We start from the raw sequence: 17802 nt of genomic DNA on the forward strand, positions 1-17802 counted from the left end.
ACCAGAAACCCGCCGGAGCAATTCGGCGGGTTTTTCTTCGTAGCTGTGGGGGCAAGCGGGAATTGGCCGCACGTGATCGGGGATGCTGGCACGTCAGCCTGCGCGGTGCCCGCGCCTGCACCCTCGACAAGTCGGCTGTGGCGCATTAGGCAGTCGATAGGGTGGCCGAACGAGAAGGACACTCGGAAAGGCCGCACCCATGAGCAGAAAGACCCTGATTGCACCATCGGTGCTGGCGTCGGATTTTTCCAAACTCGGCGATGAGGTCGAAGCGGTGGCGGCGGCAGGCGCCGACTGGATCCATCTCGATGTGATGGACGGGCATTTCGTGCCCAACATCACCTTTGGCCCGCCGGTGATCAAGGCGATCCGCAACCGCACCAAGGCCTTCTTCGACTGCCATCTGATGATTGCCCCGGCCGACCCCTATCTGGCCGCTTTCGCCGAGGCCGGCTGCGACGGTTTGACCGTCCATGCCGAGGCCGGCCCGCATCTCGACCGCTCGCTGCAGACCATCAGGAACCTTGGCAAGAAGGCCGGTGTGTCGCTCAATCCGGCGACGCCGGAAAGCGTGGTCGAATACGTGCTCGACCGGCTCGACCTGATCCTGATCATGACCGTCAATCCGGGCTTCGGCGGCCAGGCCTTCATCCCGGCGGTCGTCGACAAGGTGAAGCGGGTCAAGGCCCTGATCGGCGGCCGGCCGATCCGCATCGAGATCGACGGCGGTGTTTCAGCCGAGACCGCGCCGCTGGTCACCGCTGCCGGCGCCGACGTGCTGGTGGCGGGCGCCGCCATCTTCAAAGGCGGCAGCGTCGAGGCTTATCGTCAGAACATCCAGGCGATCAGGACGGCAGCCGACAACGCAGCCGGCTGACCAGCGGTGTTCCCGCGGTCGGCCCGACATGCCGGCTAAGGTTCTGGTCCCGGGCGGGGCTTGTGAAAATCTGATGCGCAACGGCATCGGGCTGAGCGGTTGCCTGATTCGGTCTCAAGGTCCGCCGGCCTATGCCCAAAGCAGACAGTTGATCTCGCGCGCATACAAAAGAACAGAAAGACAGATTCTCCTGCGTGCATACAAAACATGTTAAGTTTCCACAGGTTGTGAAAATGCGCGGAATTACAGCATTGAGCTCCGGAATGCCGCATATTCCTTCGTGCTAAAGTACAATAGCGTGATCTTCTGCTTGAGCAGGCGAATGCTCGCGCTGTATGGTACAAGTACGAGACGGCGAATGCTTTCAGACTCGAATCGCCCAGGCCAAGTCTTGGGGACAAGGAGTCGCTATGACATACGGAGCTGCCAATCTGAACGACGACGCTGCGGGACCGAAGAGCACGCTTGCGAGTACGGTCTATCAGCAATTGCGGGACGATCTTCTCGGCGGTGTCCTTGAAACCGAGAGCAAACTGCGGGTCGAATGGGTTGTCTCCAAATATGGGGCCGGCGCCTCACCTGTCCGCGAGGCTCTCAATCGCCTCGCCTCGGAAGGACTTCTCGGCCGGCACGACCAGCGCGGCTTCTTCATCATGCCGGTCAGTGCGCCGGAACTCGAAGAGCTGACGCGCACCCGCTGCTGGCTCGAGGAGCGGGCGCTTCGCGAATCCATCGTCCACCGCACCGCCGAATGGGAAGAACAACTCGTGCTGGCGCTGCATCGCCTGGGCCGTGCGTCACGTTTTTCGCCGCAGAACCTCGTCTCGCTCAATCCCGATTGGGAGAGGCTGCATCGCATCTTTCACAGGGTGCTGATTTCGGCCTGCCGGTCGCAATGGCTGGTGGGGTTTTGCGACCAGCTCTCCGATCACGCCTATCGCTACCGGCAAATGGCCAATGATGGCGAAGGCGTCCAGCGCGACGATTTCGGCGAGCATCGCCTGATCGCCGAATGTGCCCTGGACGGCAATGCCGACGGTGCCGTCGAGGCACTGCTCAACCACTACCGGTTGACTGCCGCCATGTGCATGAAGCGCTTCGAGCAGGACGACGAAACGAAGGAACTCGCCGGCAAACGCGCTCGGCGATAGCAGTCGTTTCCTGGCGGGTCTCTTGCGCTCGTTTCTTGCGCTCAGCCTGCGTGGAGAGCGGCTGGCGTGAACTGCTGTCGGCGGGCTTGACGGCGCGGCCAAGAACCGCGAACTCTCGCCGCCGAGGCATGCCGCGACAGGCGCATGCTCAGCGCCGTAGCACCCCAGGAAGTCTTCATGAGCAATCATCTGTTCGATGCGTTCCGGTCCCGGATGCCGGCGCCAGCGCGCTTGCTGATGGAGACCGATGATGGCCGCTTGCTCACCTATGGCGATATGCTGGCCCGCTCGGCGCAGCTTGCGCATGCGCTCTTGCAACTGGATGTCGAGCCCGGTGACCGCATTGCCGTGCAGGTCGAGAAGAGCCCGGAAGCGATTATGCTCTATCTCGCCTGCCTGCGAGCCGGCGCCGTCTTCCTGCCGCTCAACACCGCCTACACATTGGCCGAGCTGGAGTATTTCTTCGGCGACGCGGAACCACGCCTGGTCGTCTGCGACCCGGCAAGAGCGGCCGACATCGGCGCGCTGGCGGAAAAGACGGGCGCCATCACCGTCACGCTCGGCCGCGACGGCCGGGGATCGCTGACCGACCAGGCCTCGCGGCTGCCGACGGATTTTCATGACGTGGCGCGCGGGTCGGATGACCTCGCGGCAATCCTCTACACGTCGGGAACCACCGGCCGTTCGAAAGGCGCCATGCTCAGCCACGAGAACCTTGCTTCGAACGCGCGCGTGCTGGTCGAGCACTGGCGTTTCACTGGAGACGACGTGCTGATCCACGCATTGCCGATCTTCCACACGCACGGCCTGTTCGTCGCCACCAACGTCGTCCTGATGGCCGGCGCCTCGATGCTGTTCGAGCAGAAGTTCGATCCGGCCCGCATCGTCTCGCTGCTGCCGCGTGCCACGGCCCTGATGGGTGTGCCGACCTTCTACGTACGCCTGCTGCAGCAGGATGGACTGGACCGTGAGGCGGCGAAAAACATCCGCGTGTTCATTTCCGGTTCGGCGCCGCTGCTGGCAGAGACGCACAAGGCCTGGCGCGAGCGCACCGGCCACGCGATCCTCGAACGCTACGGCATGACCGAGACCAACATGAACACCTCGAACCCCTATGAGGGCGAGCGGCGCGCCGGTACGGTCGGGTTCCCCTTGCCCGGCGTCACGCTTCGCATCGCCGATCCCGACAGCGGCGCAGCACTTGCGCAGGGTGAGGTCGGCATGATCGAGGTCAAAGGCCCCAACGTCTTCGGCGGCTATTGGCGCATGCCGGAGAAGACCAAGGCGGAATTCCGCGCCGACGGTTTTTTCATCACCGGCGATCTCGGTATGGTCGACGCCGACGGCTACGTCCACATTGTCGGCCGCGGCAAGGACCTGATCATATCGGGCGGCTACAACATCTATCCGAAGGAACTCGAAAGCGAGATCGACGCCCTCGACGGGGTTAGCGAAAGCGCCGTCATCGGCGTTGCCCATCCGGATTTCGGCGAGGGCGTCACCGCTGTCGTCGTGCGGGCGCCGTCATCGCGGATCACCGGTGCCGAAATTCTCGGCGCCATCGCCGGACGGGTGGCGAAATACAAGCACCCGAAACGGGTGATCTTCGTCGATGAGCTGCCGCGCAACACCATGGGCAAGGTACAGAAGAACCTGCTGCGCGATACCTACAAGGACATATACGCATCATAGTTGCGCTGGGGCAGGGGCGCCTTACTCCTTGCGCGGCCTTTCGGCCCGACTGCCGGAACCCCACAAGGCGCGCTTCAGCAGGTTGCGCTTGCGTGGGGCGAGATTGATGTCGCTGACAAGCTTGGCGCCGCCCTCGCGCCGTTCGAGGGTGATCTTGCGGCTGTGGAAGGCTTCCAGCTCGGCCCGGTGCGCCACGCTGATGATGGTGACATCAGGCAATTCGCGGATCACCGTCGCCATCATGGTGTCCTGGCTCTTCTCGTCGAGCGCCGAGGTTGCTTCATCCAGCACGACGATATCGGGGCGGTGCAGCAGCAGGCGCGCGAAGGCGAGGCGCTGCTTTTCGCCGCCCGACAGCGTCTGGTCCCATGGCGCTTCTTCCTTGATCCTTTCGGCAAGATAGGCAAGGCCGACCTCGTCGAGGGCGGCCTTGATCTGTTTGATCGTCCACTTGTCCGCCGCCGCGGGATAGGCGACCGCGCGGCGAAGCGTGCCCGAGGGGATGTAGGGGCGTTGCGGCAGCATGAACAGTCGCCTGTCGGCGTGGAAATTGACGCTGCCGCCGCCCCATGGCCACAGGCCAGCAACGGCCCGCACCAGCGTCGACTTGCCCGAGCCGGATTCGCCAGCCACCAGCACGCGCTCACCCGGTTCGATCGCAACCTCGGTTTCCTTGACCACGGAGGTGCCGTCGTCGAGCGTGACGGAGAGATCGTCGAGGCTGAGCATCGCACCGTCTTCGGTTTTGCCGTGCTGGATGCGTCCGAGCGCGTCGCTCTGCTCCGCACGCTCGAGCCCGTCGAGCGACATCATCAGCGAGGCGATGCGCCGCGCCGAGGCGTTCCAGTCGGCAAGACGCGGGTAGTTGTCGACCAGCCATCCGAACGCGCCTTGCACGATGCCAAAGGCAGACGCTGCCTGCATCACCTCGCCAAGCGTCATCGAGCCCTCGAGGAATTTTGGCGCGCACAGCAGGATCGGCACGACCGGCGCAAACAGGCTCGATCCCTGCGACACCGCCGCCGTGCGCATGTGCTGGCCCGTCAGCAGCGCCCATTGCCTGAGCACATGGCCGAAATTCCTGTCGATGCCGCTGCGCTCCTCCTCCTCGCCGCCCAGCAAGGCGATGCTCTCGCCGTTTTCGCGCACGCGCGTCAGCGTGTAGCGCAATTCGGCTTCCGCCTGGTTCTTCTGCTCGGAGAGCCGGACGAAATGGCGGCCGATGACCACCATCGAGGTCGAGGTGATGGCGGCATAGATCATCGCGGTGATGACTAGGAAGCCGGGAATGGTAATGCTCTCGCTGCCGATCGGCAGGGTGAGCGCGCCGCCGATGGTCCACAGCACGACGATGAAGGTCGAGGCCGACAGGAACGCGTTGAGGACGCCGGCGATGAAATCGACCGGCGACTCGGTGGCGATGCGCAAATCCTCGGTCATGCGGGCCTCGGGGTTCTGGTGGTCGCCGCCGACGAGGTTCAATTGGTAGTAGCGACCGCTTGCCAGCCAGCGCGCAATGACCGCGGTGGTCAGCCAGGAACGCCAGCGGCGCTGGATCGTCATGCGCAGGTAAACCTGCGCGACGACAAGGCTGCCGCTGCAGATCACCAGCGGCACGAATACCGCGCTGAGGAAGTAGACGCTGCGGGCGTTGCGCTGCTCGAGCGCATCGAACATCGAGCGGTTCCAGACATTGATGCCATACTGGAAGCCGATATTGATGCAGATTAGAAGCAAAACCCCGATCGTGAACGGCCAGGCGAGCCGGTCGCCGCGCCGGCTCCAGTAACCGCGCGCGCTGATCCAGAAACGCCGCAGCAGATATTTCTTGCGCGCCTGCTCGGCCTCTTCGAGCGTCAGTTGCGGATCGGGCTCGACAGCCTCCGGTGGCGGTCCCGGCTGGCCGTCGACCTCGGGGGCAGCTTCGGCGGCCGACGGCTTTTTTTCGCGCAACTCCTCGTGGCGTGGCCTCTGGTCACGCGGCGCTTGCTGTCGCGGCTTCAAGGCACCGCGCGGTTTGATGCCGTCGGCCTGTTTCAATTTGGGTTTCGCCTCGGACATACGCTCCGACAACGACCTCAAAATCAAAAGGTTTCATGACGTCAGCCGACTTGAACCTGAAATCAACGCAGTGGCGGAACCGGCCGCAAAAACCTTTTCGCCGCCGATCCAGACGCCCTTCGTGTCGAGATCGTCCGACAGCGCGACCATGTCCGCGGCCGTGCCGTTGGCGAATCGGCCCAGCCGGTGCGACTGGCCGATTGCTTGCGCCGGATAGAGCGAGGCCATGCGCAAGGCCTCGGAAAGCTCGACCCCGACGACGCGGTGGATGAAACGAACGGCCGAGATCATATCGAGATCGGCGCCCGCCAGCGTTCCGTCGGCGAGCCTCAGGCTGCCATCCCTTCGATAGATGGTGCGGCCGTTGAGCGTGAACGACGTCATGTCGGTGCCGATTGTCGCCATGGCGTCGGTGACCAGCACGATTTTGCCGGGACCTTGCTTGGCGCGCAGCGCGATCTTGATCGTGGCCGGATCGACATGGATGCCGTCGGCGATGAGACCGGCCGACAAGCTGCCGATGTCGATGGCCGCGCCGACCAGTCCGGGCTCGCGATTGCCGATCTGGCTCATCGCGTTGAACAGATGGGTGACCATCGAGGCGCCGGCCTCGGCAAAGGTACTGGCGGTGGCGTAGCCGGTGTCGGAATGGCCAAGGCTGACGACGATGCCGGCCTTGGCGAGTGCCGAGACACGCGCCGGTTCGACGGATTCCGGCGCTATGGTGGTGAGCAGCACCGGCAGCTTTTGCCGCGCCGCGATCAGCATCGCCTGGTCGGCGTCCGTCATCGGCCGGATCAGCGCCGGATCATGCGCACCCTTGCGGGCAACCGACAAATGCGGGCCTTCGAGATGCAGCCCGAGAAACCCAGGCACCTTCTGGCGCGCCGCTGCCTCGCCGGCGGCGATAGCGGCGGCCGTGATTGCAGGCGTGTCGGTGATCAGCGTCGGCAGCAGCGCCGTCGTGCCGAAGGGCGCGTGCGCGCGGCAGATGGTCTCGATGGAAGCGACATCGGGGTGGTCGTTGAGCATGACGCCGCCGCCGCCGTTGACCTGTACATCCACAAAGCCCGGCGTCAGCAGGCCGCCGTCGGTATCGACGACGCGGATATCCAAGGGGACGGCGCCCGTGGGCAAAATGGCCTCGACGAGACCGTCGCGCACGACAAGTGCGTGACCTTCATGCCAGTCGTCGCCGTCGAAAATCCGGGCGCCAGTCAGGGCAAAGCGATCGCTCATACTGTCTCCGTCACCTTGCGAAGATTGCGCGGCGTGTCCGGGTCGAGACCGCGATGGCGGGCAAAGGCCTCGACGAACATGTAGAAGGAGACGATCAGCGTCAGCGGATCGGTCAGCGGATGGCCGGTAGCGACATGCGGCAGGCGCACGGCGCGCTGGGCTAGTGCGGAGGTGACGAACACCGGCGCGCCCTTGGCCGCCAGGCTGTCGGCGGCCTCGGCAATGGACGGTTCGGACGCATCGCGCGCGGCCAGCGCCAGCACCGGAAAGTCGGGGCCGATCAGCGCCAGCGGGCCATGCATGACTTCGGCCGCACTATAGGCCTCGGCATGCATGCCGCAGGTTTCCTTGAATTTCAGCGCCGCCTCATTGGCCATCGCCGCCGACGGTCCGCGGCCGAGGATGAACAGCGATTTCTGCTTCTCGATCGTCTCAGACAGCACGCTCATCCAGTCGCAGGCGATCGCCTTGCCGAAATGCTCCGGCAGGCGGGCAAGTGCGGCCAACAGCGCATCGTCACCGGTGGCGTGCGCCATCAGAGCGAGGCCGGCGACGGCCGAATTGATGAAGGTCTTGGTGGCCGCCACGCTGCGCTCGGGGCCGGCCAGGATATCGATCGCATAGTCCGAAGCACGCGCCAGCGGCGAATCGGCGGTGTTGGTGATGGCGACGGTCAGCGCCCCCCCCGCCCGTGCCGTCTCGGCCATGGCGACGATATCGGGGCTCTTGCCCGACTGCGAGATCGCCAGGCAGGCCGAGCCGGCCAGCCTGAGCTTGCGGCCATAGATCGAGGCGATGGACGGTCCGACCGATGCGACGGCGAGGCCGGCGGTCAGTTCGACGGCATATTTCATGAAGGTGGCGGCATGGTCAGACGAGCCGCGCGCCACGGTGACGACAAACTGCGGGTCGCGTTCGCGGATGCCGCGCCCGGCCTCGGTCAGCACGGCGCCGGAGCCGTCGAGCAGGCGGGCGACCGCTTGCGGGACCTCCTCGATCTCGCGCCGCATATGGGTCATTTCTGCCGACATGGTCGGCTCTGTCGTGCTCATGGTCGGCCCTCTTCGCTCGGCCCTGTCAGCCGCAGTTCGGCGACGAAATCATAGGCGTCGCCCCGGTAGATGGAGCGGGTGAATTCGATCACCTTGCCGCTCGCCAGATAGGAAATGCGTTCGATGTGCAGGCCGGCAATGCCTGGCGGCACTTCGAGCAGGCGCGCGTCGCTGTCGCCGAGATTGGCGGCGGAAATGCGCTGCACGGCGCGCACCGGCCGGTTGCCGGTCAATTCCAGCGCCGCATAGAGCGAGGAGCCTATATCGGCCGGGTCGGGCAACACGCTGGCCGACAGCGAGGCGCGCTCGATCGCCAGCGGTGTGTCGTTGGCGATGCGCAGGCGCGCCACGCGCGCCACGAGTTCGCTCGACGACAGGCCGAGCACCATCATCTCGTCGGGCGAAGGTGCGTAAAGGCCTCGGTCGAGCCATGCCGAACGCACAGCCATGCCGCGCCGCGCCATGTCTTCGGTGAACGAGGTCAGCCGCGACAGCGACTGTTCGACACGCTCCATGCGCGGCGCCACGAAAGTGCCGGAGCCGTGGCGCTGCACCAGGATGCCGCCCTTGACGAGGTCCTGCACCGCCTTGCGCACGGTGACCCGCGAAATATCGGCCTTGGTGGCGATGTCGCGCTCGGAAGGCAGCGCGTCGCCCGGCCCGATCAGGCCGCGATTGACCGCGTCCTCGATGCTCTTGCGAAGCTGCAGATAAAGCGGCGCGCCGCTTTGCGCCTGATGTTTGAGCGTGGCGAAGATCTGGTCGGCGGCCTCGCTCATCGAGTTGCCTCCGCGTGTCCGGCGAAAAGGCGAACCGCCATCTGCACCGCGCCGCCCAGCGCGTCGTCGAGCGGCGGCTTCAGCAGCGCCCGGTAGCGGGCAGACAGCCGCGGCGCGTAGAGCGGCGCCAGCCCGCCGAGCAGGCACAGCGGCGCGTCTTCTGAGAGGTCGAGCGCGCCGAGCGAGGCTTCGACATCGGCGACCACCCTGTCGAGGATCCAGTTGGCGACGCTGTCGCCCTTCCCGGCATGCTCGAACACCTTGGGTGCGAAGCCGCCGAAGTCACCCGGCTTGGCATTGGTGGTGAATTCGACGACGTCCTCCGGGTTGTTGCGGAACACGGCCAGCATGCTCTGCGTCAGCGGCGAACCTTCGCGGACGCCGTCATAGGCAAGCAGTGTCTGTTCGAGCAGGTCGCGGCCGATACGGGCGCCGCTGCCCTGGTCGCCAACCTGGAAGCCCCAGCCGCCGATGGCGCGCGATTTGCCTTGTCTGCGCGCCATATAGGCGGTGCCGGTGCCGAGGATCGCCATGGCGCCGTCGCCGGAGCCGACAGCGCCTTCCAGTGCGATCTCGGCGTCGGTCTCGACGCGGCTGATGCTGAACGGCAGGATCGCTTCGAGCTGCTGACGGTAGGTGCCGACATTGGCGCCGGCAAGGCCGAGAATTGCGGGAGTTCGCGGGATCAATTCCGCATCCTGCCCGGCGGCGAGGAACGCCTGCCGCGCGGCCTCGACGATGTTCGAGCGGGCGCCGGTCAGGTCGGTGCGGATGTTGGCGGCGCCGCTTTTGGCGCGGCCGATCACCATGCCGTCCGCCGTTGCCAGGGCGGCCCTGCAGCTGGTGCCGCCGCCATCGATTCCGAGCACGAAATTCACGTGATTTCTCCTCCATGCGGATAATACCAATAAAATACCAATAGCCAAGGGTTAATTTCCGTTTCAAAAAGATTAAGCCGTATTTTATTGGAAAATCTGCGTATCTCGTCGGCTCAGCGATTTCCGACCAGCGAATTCGTTAATGCGTGTGGACAAGTGGTATTTTTTTGGTATTGTTCTGGTATTGGAGGAACCGGGATGGCCGAAACGCGCACCGAAGCGCTTCACAAAAATGCCGAGGGGCTGGATATCCAGGCCCCGGACACCGTCCTTTCCTATTTGGCCGACGCGCAGATCGAAGCCGCGAAGGTCGTGCGCCATGCCATTCCATCCATTGCCAGGGCAGCCGAAATCATCGCGGGCAGGCTGAAGAGCGGGGGCAAGCTTGCCTACGCCGCGGCCGGCAGCTCAGGCCTGATGGCACTGGCCGATGCGCTGGAGCTTCCGGGCACCTTCGGCATTCATCGTGACCGTATTGCCATCCTGATCGCCGGCGGCGCCGACGCTTTCCGCACGCTGGCCGGCGGGCCGGAAGACGATACCGAGGAGGCTGCGGCAGCGGTCGCCGAGGCGGGCCTCGGCAAGGGCGACTGCCTGATCGCCATTTCCGCCAGCGGCACGACGCCCTATGCCGTCAAGGCCATCGAGGAGGCTGCCCGCCGTGGCGCTGCCACCATCGGCATCGCCAACAACAGGGACTGTGCGCTGCTGCGCCAGGCACAAACCGCCATCCTGCTCGAAACGCCGCCGGAGCTGATCGCCGGTTCGACGCGCATGGGCGCCGGCACCGCCCAGAAGATCGCGCTCAACATGCTGTCGACGCTGACCGCAATCCATCTCGGCCATGTGCATGACGGCTACATGGTCAATCTCATGGCCGACAACATCAAGCTGCGCGACCGCGCGGCGCGCATCGTCGCCGCCGTCAGCGGGCGCGACACGGACGAGGCGGCCCGCCTGCTCGAGAAGAGCGGCGGCGCGGTCAAGACCGCCATTCTGCTCGCCGCCGGCGCCGCCAGCGCTGACGCGGCGCAGAAAATACTGGAAGAGGCCGGCCAGAAGCTGCGGCCGGCCCTTTCCGCTATAGAGGGGAGCAAGGGGCGCACTGCCTCCGTTCTCATCAAAACCGAACCTGAAAAAGGTCAACAGGGAGACTGAGCATGACAACGAAACTACTGACGGCACTGCTTCTGGGCACCAGCATTCTCGGCTCGGCCGGGGTTGCTTATGCCGACGACGTAACACTCAACATCGAAAGCTGGCGCGGCGACGACCTTGCCATCTGGAAGGACAAGCTGATCCCGGCCTTCGAAGCCAAGAACCCGGGCATCAAGGTGGTGTTCGCACCGTCGGCCCCGACCGAGTATGACGCCGCACTTGGCGCCAAGCTCGCCGCCGGCTCGGCGGGCGACCTGATCACCTGCCGCCCGTTCGACAAGTCGCTTGAACTGTTCAAGAAGGGCAACCTTGCCGACCTCTCGGCGCTGCCCGGCATGGAGAACTTCTCGCCGGTGGCCAAGTCCGCCTGGCAGACCGACGACGGCAAGGCGAGCTTCTGCGTGCCGATGGCCTCGGTCATTCACGGCTTCATCTACAACAAGGACGCCTTCGAAAAGCTCGGCATCAAGGTGCCGGAGACCCGCGACGAGTTCTTCGCCGCGCTCGAGAAGATCAAGGCCGACGGCACCTACATCCCGATGGCGATGGGCACCAAGGATCTCTGGGAAGCCGCGACCATGGGCTACCAGAACATCGGCCCGAACTACTGGAAGGGCGAGGACGGCCGCGCAGCGCTGATCAAGGGCGATCAGAAGCTGACCGACAAGGACTGGGTCGCGCCGTATGAGGAACTGGCCAAGTGGAAGCCTTATCTGGGTGACGGTTTCGAGGCGCAGACCTATCCGGACAGCCAGAACCTGTTCACGCTCGGCCGCGCCGCCATCTACCCGGCCGGCTCGTGGGAAATCGGCCTGTTCAACACCCAGGCCCAGTTCAAGATGGGCGCCTTCCCGCCGCCGGTCGAAAAGGCCGGCGACACCTGCTACATCTCCGACCATACCGATATCGGCATGGGCCTGAATGCGGCTTCGAAGAACGCCGATGCGGCCAAGACCTTCCTGTCCTGGGTCGCTTCGCCGGATTTCGCCACCATCTATGCCAACGCGCTGCCGGGCTTCTTCAGCCTGAACTCCGCGCCGGTGAAGATGGAAGACCCGCTGGCGCAGGAATTCGTCTCCTGGCGCGGCAAGTGCAAGTCGACGATCCGCTCGACCTACCAGATCCTGTCGCGCGGCACGCCGAACCTCGAGAACGAGACCTGGGTTGAATCGGCCAACGTCATCAACGGCACCGACACCCCGGACGCTGCAGCCAAGAAGCTGCAGACCGGTCTCGACAGCTGGTACAAGCCGGCCAAGTAAGCGCTCAGGCAACGAGATCGGCCGGGCGTATGCCTGGCCGGTCTCGGACTATCCTGGTTTTTCAGATTGCGATTGTCGGCACCGCCTCTCGGCCTTACCCTCGCTGTTGTGGGGAAAGGCTAGCTGACCAGTCGCAGGCCTTTGTTCTTGCCGCATCGGGCAAGAACGGTCGGGCCGTGCATCGAGGCATCATCTAGATCGATACCCTTTGGAACCGAGAGACGGCGGGGACCGAACTCATGGCCGCAGAAACACGACCGAAAAGACCGTTCCGCTGGCACATCGGCATCTTCCTGGCGCCGGCGGTGCTCGTCTACACGGCGATCATGATCCTGCCGCTCGCCGGCACGCTGCAGCTGTCGCTGTTCCGCAACATCGAGCAGCACCAGGTCTTCGTCGGGCTGCAAAACTTCCGCACCCTGTTCGGCGACCCCAACTGGTCGGTGGGTTTCTGGAACGCGCTCAGGAACAACACCTGGTTCTTCATCATCCACATGCTGGTGCAGAACCCGATCGGCGTCATGCTGGCCGCGCTGCTGTCCAGCCCGAGACTGAGATTCGCGGCCTTCTACCGCACGGCGATCTTCGTTCCGACGATCCTGTCCTTCGTCATCGTCGGCTTCGCCTGGAAGCTGATCCTGTCGCCGCTGTGGGGCGTGGCGCCGCATCTGATGGATCTTGTCGGCCTGAAAAGCTTGTTCACGCCGTGGCTGGGCAAGGAGCAATATGCTCTGACGGCGCTTAGCCTGATCTCGGTGTGGCAGTTCGTCGGCATCCCGATGATGCTGATCTACGCAGCCCTGCTGTCGATTCCCGAAGAGGTGATCGAGGCGGCCGAATGCGACGGCATTACCGGCCTGTCGCAGTTCTGGAAGATCAAGCTGCCGCTGATCCTGCCATCGATCGGCATCATCTCGATCCTCACCTTCGTCGGCAATTTCAACGCCTTCGACCTGATCTACACCGCGCAAGGGGCGCTCGCCGGGCCAAACTATTCGACCGACATTCTCGGCACCTTCCTCTATCGCGCCTTCTTCGGTTTCCAGCTGCAGGTCGGCGACCCCAATATGGGCGCGGCGATCGCCACGATGATGTTCCTGATCATCCTCGGCGGCGTCTGCGTCTACCTCTTCCTCGTCCAGACGCGCCTGCGTCGCTACCAGTTCTGAGGGGCGAGATGTCGAGCTTGAACACCCCCCTCTGGCCTGCCGGCCATCTCCCCCGCAAGGGGGGAGATTGGCAGCGTTGGCCTTGCCGGCCATCTTGCTGCGTTGGTGATTGGCGAAAGCAGTCGCGACATCCGATCTCCCCCCTTGCGGGGGAGATGTCCGGCAGGACAGAGGGGGGTGCCTTGGCGCCATTCCTTGGAAGTGTGCGTCAGGAGACCTCCCAATGAGCACCGCCACCCGTTCCGTGCCCCGCACCATCGGCGCCCACGCGATCCTGTTGACCTACACGGCGATCGCGCTGTTTCCGGTGATCCTCGTCATCATGAACTCGTTCAAGTCGCGCGCGGGCATCTTCGGCGCGCCGCTGACGCCGCCGACGCCCAAAACCTTCGACCTGATCGGCTACACGACGGTGATCGGCCAGGGCGACTTCATCCACTATTTCCAGAACAGCCTCGTCGTCACCGTCGCCTCGCTGTTCTTCGTGCTGTTGTTCGGCGCCATGGCGGCGTTCGCGCTGTCGGAATACCGCTTCCGCGGCAACTCGCTGATGGGGCTTTATCTGGCGCTCGGCATTATGATCCCGATCCGGCTGGGCACCGTCGCCATCCTGCAATTGATGGTGGTGAGCGGGCTGGTCAACACGCTGACGGCGCTGGTCCTGGTCTACACCGCGCAGGGCCTGCCGCTTGCCGTCTTCATCCTGTCGGAATTCATGAAGCAGGTCTCGGACGATCTGAAGAATGCCGGCCGCATCGACGGCCTGTCCGAATACACCATCTTCTTCCGCCTGGTGCTGCCGCTGGTCAGGCCATCGATGGCAACCGTCGCCGTCTTCACCATGATCCCGATCTGGAACGACCTGTGGTTCCCGCTGATCTTGGCGCCATCGGAGGAAACCAAGACGGTGACGCTTGGCGCACAGCTCTTCCTCGGCCAGTTCGTCACCAACTGGAATGCCATCCTGGCCGCACTGTCGCTGGCGATCATGCCGGTGCTGATCCTCTACGTCATCTTCTCGCGGCAGCTGATCCGCGGCATCACGTCGGGAGCCGTCAAGTGAACTCTGAAACACCTCTTCGCGTCGTCGTTGCCGGCCTCGGCAATATGGGCCGCAGCCACGCGCTGGCCTACCATGCCAATCCAGGTTTTCAGATCGCAGCGCTGATCAACCGCTCCGACGTGCCGCTGCCGGACAGGCTGTCGGGTTACGGCATAAGGCGCTCCTTCGATGAAGCCCTGCGTGACGAAAAGCCCGATGTCGCCTGCATCGCCACCTATTCCGACAGCCATGCCGACTATGCGGTGAGGGCGTTCGAGGCCGGTTGCCATGTCTTCGTCGAAAAGCCGCTGGCAACGACGGTGGCCGACGCCAAGCGCGTCGTCGCGGCGGCGAAGGCCAATGGCAGAAAACTGGTGATCGGCTATATCCTGCGCCATCACCCGTCCTGGATCAGGCTGATCGCCGAAGCGCGCAAGCTAAGCGGCCCCTACGTTTTCCGCATGAACCTCAATCAGCAATCCTCGGGCCACACCTGGGAGACGCACAAGCAGTTGATGCAGACGACGTCGCCGATCGTCGACTGCGGCGTGCACTATCTCGACGTCATGCTGCAGATCACCGATGCCAAACCGATCGAGGTGCGTGGCATGGGCGTGCGGCTGACCGAGGAGGTGGCACCCTCGATGTACAATTACGGCCATCTGCAGGTGCTGTTCGATGACGGGTCGGTCGGCTGGTATGAGGCCGGCTGGGGGCCGATGATTTCGGAAACGGCGTTCTTTGTGAAGGACGTCATCTCGCCCAATGGCTGCGTGTCGATCGTCATGAAGGAAGGTGTGAAGTCCGACGACATCGACACCCACACCAAGACCTCCACCATCCGCCTGCACAATGCGGCGACCGGCGCGGACGGCAAGTTTCTCAAAGCCGACGAGATGCTGTCAATGGAGGGCGAACCCGGCCATCAGGACCTCTGCGACCTCGAACAGGCCTTCGTGCTGAAGGCGATCCGCGAGGATCTGGATCTCACCAAACATATGGACGACGCGGTCAAATCGCTCGCCGTCTGCCTTGCCGCAGACGAGAGCGTGCGCAGTGGAAAGGCGGTGCGATTGTGACCGCAGAATTGTCGTCACGGGTTGCATTCGCGCCCACATTCCAATTTGGAGGACTGCCGTGGGCTCGCTGAACATTGAGAACGTGAAGAAGGCCTTCGGGCCGGTCGAGGTGCTGAAGGGCATCAACCTCGAAGTGAACGACGGCGAGTTCGTCGTCTTCGTCGGCCCGTCTGGCTGCGGCAAGTCGACCTTGCTCAGAGTCATTGCCGGACTGGAGGATTCGACCTCGGGCCGCGTCGTCATCGACGGCGCGGACGTCTCGGCCACGCCGCCGGCCAAGCGTGGCATCGCCATGGTGTTCCAGACCTATGCGCTCTACCCGCATCTGACGGTGAAGAACAATATGGGCCTTGGCCTCAAGCAGGCAGGAACGCCGGCGGCCGAAATCGAGCGCCGCATCGGCATCGCGTCATCGATGCTGTCGCTGGAGCCCTATCTCGAAAGACGGCCGGCCGAACTCTCCGGCGGCCAGCGCCAGCGCGTCGCCATCGGCCGCGCCGTGGTGCGCGAGCCAAAGCTTTTTCTCTTCGACGAGCCGCTTTCGAACCTCGATGCGGCACTGCGCGTCAACACGCGGCTGGAGATCGCGCAGCTGCATCGCCGGCTGAAGGCAACGATGATCTACGTCACCCACGACCAGGTCGAGGCGATGACGCTGGCCGACAAGATCGTCGTGCTCAATGCCGGCAGGATTGAGCAGATCGGCGGCCCGATGGAGCTCTACAATTCGCCGGCAAATGAGTTCGTCGCCGGCTTCATCGGCTCACCGAAGATGAATTTCGTCGACGGCGCCCGCCTCGGCGAAACCGCCAAGACCATCGGCGTGCGGCCGGAACATTTGACCGTCGATCCGAAATCCGGCGCCTGGAAGGGAACGGTGGTGCACGCCGAGCACCTCGGCGCCGACACCAATCTGTATCTCGATTGCGAGAAGGCGGGGCTGATTACCGTGCGCATTTTCGGCGTCTATGATGCAGAGCCGGGTGCGACGCTCTATGCGACGCCGGATCCGGCGAAGACGTATCGGTTTGGCGCTGATGGGAAGGTGTTGAAGTAGCTTGACACCCTCTTCCTTTCCTCTCCCTCCGGAGGGGGGAGAGGTGGCGCCGCGAAGCGGCGACGGAGTGGGGGAAGACCTGGACCCAAGCCAAAACCGCCATAGGATAGGGACTGACGTGTCAGTACAGTCGCTTCGACAGACGAGCGGATCGAGCCCCCACTCCGTCGAGCTTCGCTCGCCACCTCTCCCCCGATCGACGGGGGTAGAGGAAAGGCGCGAAACCGCCCCTTCCTCTTCTCATTCCAGAGACACAAGGAGAGAACAGAGAAGCCTACACGTCAGCCTTGAACGTCTGCTTCTGCTGCCCCAAGCCTTCAATGCCGAGCTCCACCACATCGCCTGCCTTCAAAAACACCGGCGGCTTCATGCCGAGCCCGACGCCGGGCGGCGTGCCTGTCGAAATAATGTCGCCGGGGTGCAGCGACATGAACTGGCTGAGGTAGGAAACCAGGTATTTGACGCCATAGACCATGGTCTTGGTCGAGCCGTTCTGCATCGTCTTGCCGTTGACGGTCAGCCACATTTTGAGGTTCTGCGGGTCGGCTACCTCGTCCTTGGTCACCAGCCATGGGCCGGTCGGGCCGAACGTGTCGCAGGACTTGCCTTTGGTCCACTGGCCTTGCCGCTCGGCCTGGAAGGCGCGTTCGGAGACGTCGTGGGCAACGCTATAGCCGGCAACATAGTCGAGCGCATCGGCCTCGCTGACATATTTGGCGGTTTTGCCGATGACCACGGCCAGTTCGACTTCCCAGTCGGTTTTCTCCGAGCCGCGCGGGATCAGCACGTCGTCATCCGGCCCGACAATGGCCGAGCTTGCCTTCATGAAAATGATCGGCTCCGGCGGCACGGTGGCGCCGGTCTCGGCGGCGTGGTCGGAATAGTTGAGGCCGATGCAGATGAACTTGCCGGTTCCGGCAACGCAGGCGCCGAGGCGCGGGCTGCCGGAAACCGCCGGTAGCGACTTGGGATCCAGCTTGGCCAGTGCAGCCAGCGATGCCGGGTCGAGCGTCTTGCCGCCGATATCGGTGACGTGAGCGGAGAGATCACGGATCGTTCCATCCGCATCGAGCAGGCCGGGACGTTCGCTTCCCACCTCGCCATAGCGCAGCAGTTTCATCTAAATCCTTCTCCTGATTGCGGCCTCGTGGCCCTTTGCAAACTTTCCGCCAAGGCGATGCTCCTTTAAGGAACCGGCGGACCGTACCCATCGACCTGACTACGGACAAGCGCGATCGCCATACAAGATAGCCGGCGCGCGGGATTTTCAGACTCTTCGATCCCCTGTTAAACGCCGGGAAAGGGC

The 17802-nt window shown here is 63.9% G+C and carries 15 protein-coding genes; 9 read left to right on the forward strand and 6 right to left on the reverse strand.

What is annotated here, in order from left to right; translation table 11 throughout:
• Nucleotides 1-199 precede the first annotated feature (199 nt).
• The 3 genes from rpe (at nt 200) to NKJ00_RS04490 (ending at nt 3720) form a co-directional block, all read left to right on the forward strand.
• Complete coding sequence (rpe, locus tag NKJ00_RS04480) at nt 200-877, forward strand: ribulose-phosphate 3-epimerase (RefSeq protein ID WP_023810869.1); 678 nt, start codon at nt 200-202, stop codon at nt 875-877.
• 410 nt (nt 878-1287) lie between these two features.
• Complete coding sequence (locus NKJ00_RS04485; RefSeq protein ID WP_128305144.1) at nt 1288-2028, forward strand: GntR family transcriptional regulator; 741 nt, start codon at nt 1288-1290, stop codon at nt 2026-2028.
• A gap of 177 nt (nt 2029-2205) precedes the next feature.
• Nucleotides 2206-3720: a malonate--CoA ligase gene (locus NKJ00_RS04490; RefSeq protein WP_128305143.1), complete on the forward strand. Its 1515-nt coding sequence runs from the start codon at nt 2206-2208 to the stop codon at nt 3718-3720.
• Nucleotides 3721-3741: 21 nt separating this feature from the next.
• On the opposite strand, the gene NKJ00_RS04495 is transcribed toward NKJ00_RS04490, so the two are convergent.
• The 5 genes from NKJ00_RS04495 to NKJ00_RS04515 are packed head-to-tail and all read right to left on the reverse strand — an operon-like array spanning nt 3742 to nt 9729.
• Complete coding sequence (locus tag NKJ00_RS04495; RefSeq protein ID WP_352628922.1) at nt 3742-5781, reverse strand: ABC transporter ATP-binding protein/permease; 2040 nt, start codon at nt 5779-5781, stop codon at nt 3742-3744.
• Nucleotides 5782-5814: 33 nt separating this feature from the next.
• Nucleotides 5815-7020, reverse strand: a complete 1206-nt coding sequence (nagA, locus tag NKJ00_RS04500; protein ID WP_352628924.1) for an N-acetylglucosamine-6-phosphate deacetylase — start codon at nt 7018-7020, stop codon at nt 5815-5817.
• Nucleotides 7017-8051, reverse strand: a complete 1035-nt coding sequence (locus tag NKJ00_RS04505) for an SIS domain-containing protein (RefSeq protein WP_352629072.1) — start codon at nt 8049-8051, stop codon at nt 7017-7019. Before NKJ00_RS04505 ends, nagA begins: the two co-directional genes overlap by 4 nt.
• Before the next feature lie 17 nt (nt 8052-8068).
• Complete coding sequence (locus NKJ00_RS04510; protein ID WP_027040192.1) at nt 8069-8851, reverse strand: GntR family transcriptional regulator; 783 nt, start codon at nt 8849-8851, stop codon at nt 8069-8071.
• Complete coding sequence (locus NKJ00_RS04515; RefSeq protein ID WP_352628926.1) at nt 8848-9729, reverse strand: glucosamine kinase nucleotide-binding domain-containing protein; 882 nt, start codon at nt 9727-9729, stop codon at nt 8848-8850. Before NKJ00_RS04515 ends, NKJ00_RS04510 begins: the two co-directional genes overlap by 4 nt.
• A gap of 198 nt (nt 9730-9927) precedes the next feature.
• Between NKJ00_RS04515 and NKJ00_RS04520 the strand changes: the two genes are divergently transcribed.
• The 6 genes from NKJ00_RS04520 to NKJ00_RS04545 all read left to right on the forward strand — a co-directional run bounded on the left by NKJ00_RS04520 (nt 9928) and on the right by NKJ00_RS04545 (nt 16496).
• Nucleotides 9928-10887 (forward strand): N-acetylmuramic acid 6-phosphate etherase, encoded by a 960-nt coding sequence (locus tag NKJ00_RS04520; RefSeq protein ID WP_352628928.1) that lies wholly within the window; start codon nt 9928-9930, stop codon nt 10885-10887.
• A 2-nt stretch (nt 10888-10889) separates the two neighbouring features.
• The gene (locus NKJ00_RS04525) at nt 10890-12149 is read left to right on the forward strand and encodes an ABC transporter substrate-binding protein (RefSeq protein ID WP_352553268.1); all 1260 of its coding nucleotides are present in this window, start codon (nt 10890-10892) and stop codon (nt 12147-12149) included.
• Nucleotides 12150-12388: 239 nt separating this feature from the next.
• On the forward strand, nt 12389-13318 hold the full coding sequence (locus NKJ00_RS04530; protein WP_352553266.1) for a carbohydrate ABC transporter permease: 930 nt from the start codon (nt 12389-12391) through the stop codon (nt 13316-13318).
• A gap of 223 nt (nt 13319-13541) precedes the next feature.
• Nucleotides 13542-14381, forward strand: coding sequence for a carbohydrate ABC transporter permease (locus tag NKJ00_RS04535; protein WP_352628931.1), 840 nt, complete (start codon nt 13542-13544; stop codon nt 14379-14381).
• Nucleotides 14378-15439: a Gfo/Idh/MocA family protein gene (locus tag NKJ00_RS04540; protein WP_352553262.1), complete on the forward strand. Its 1062-nt coding sequence runs from the start codon at nt 14378-14380 to the stop codon at nt 15437-15439. Before NKJ00_RS04535 ends, NKJ00_RS04540 begins: the two co-directional genes overlap by 4 nt.
• A gap of 58 nt (nt 15440-15497) precedes the next feature.
• A complete protein-coding gene (locus NKJ00_RS04545; protein WP_023810856.1) occupies nt 15498-16496 on the forward strand; it encodes an ABC transporter ATP-binding protein in 999 nt (332 codons plus the stop codon).
• 274 nt (nt 16497-16770) lie between these two features.
• Here NKJ00_RS04545 and NKJ00_RS04550 read toward each other — a convergent pair whose 3' ends face one another.
• Nucleotides 16771-17616: a fumarylacetoacetate hydrolase family protein gene (locus tag NKJ00_RS04550; protein WP_127294714.1), complete on the reverse strand. Its 846-nt coding sequence runs from the start codon at nt 17614-17616 to the stop codon at nt 16771-16773.
• Between the last annotated feature and the right edge of the window lie 186 nt (nt 17617-17802).

The organism is Mesorhizobium sp. M0227, assembly GCF_040321855.1.
In the GTDB taxonomy this organism is placed as follows: Bacteria; Pseudomonadota; Alphaproteobacteria; order Rhizobiales; family Rhizobiaceae; genus Mesorhizobium.

Coding starts and splice junctions, on each gene's coding strand:
- rpe (WP_023810869.1), top strand. CDS start 200: ATGAGCAGAAAGACCCTGATTGCACCATCGGTGCTGGCGTCGGATTTT.
- NKJ00_RS04485 (WP_128305144.1), top strand. CDS start 1,288: ATGACATACGGAGCTGCCAATCTGAACGACGACGCTGCGGGACCGAAG.
- NKJ00_RS04490 (WP_128305143.1), top strand. CDS start 2,206: ATGAGCAATCATCTGTTCGATGCGTTCCGGTCCCGGATGCCGGCGCCA.
- NKJ00_RS04495 (WP_352628922.1), bottom strand. CDS start 5,781: ATGTCCGAGGCGAAACCCAAATTGAAACAGGCCGACGGCATCAAACCG.
- nagA (WP_352628924.1), bottom strand. CDS start 7,020: ATGAGCGATCGCTTTGCCCTGACTGGCGCCCGGATTTTCGACGGCGAC.
- NKJ00_RS04505 (WP_352629072.1), bottom strand. CDS start 8,051: ATGTCGGCAGAAATGACCCATATGCGGCGCGAGATCGAGGAGGTCCCG.
- NKJ00_RS04510 (WP_027040192.1), bottom strand. CDS start 8,851: ATGAGCGAGGCCGCCGACCAGATCTTCGCCACGCTCAAACATCAGGCG.
- NKJ00_RS04520 (WP_352628928.1), top strand. CDS start 9,928: ATGGCCGAAACGCGCACCGAAGCGCTTCACAAAAATGCCGAGGGGCTG.
- NKJ00_RS04525 (WP_352553268.1), top strand. CDS start 10,890: ATGACAACGAAACTACTGACGGCACTGCTTCTGGGCACCAGCATTCTC.
- NKJ00_RS04530 (WP_352553266.1), top strand. CDS start 12,389: ATGGCCGCAGAAACACGACCGAAAAGACCGTTCCGCTGGCACATCGGC.
- NKJ00_RS04535 (WP_352628931.1), top strand. CDS start 13,542: ATGAGCACCGCCACCCGTTCCGTGCCCCGCACCATCGGCGCCCACGCG.
- NKJ00_RS04550 (WP_127294714.1), bottom strand. CDS start 17,616: ATGAAACTGCTGCGCTATGGCGAGGTGGGAAGCGAACGTCCCGGCCTG.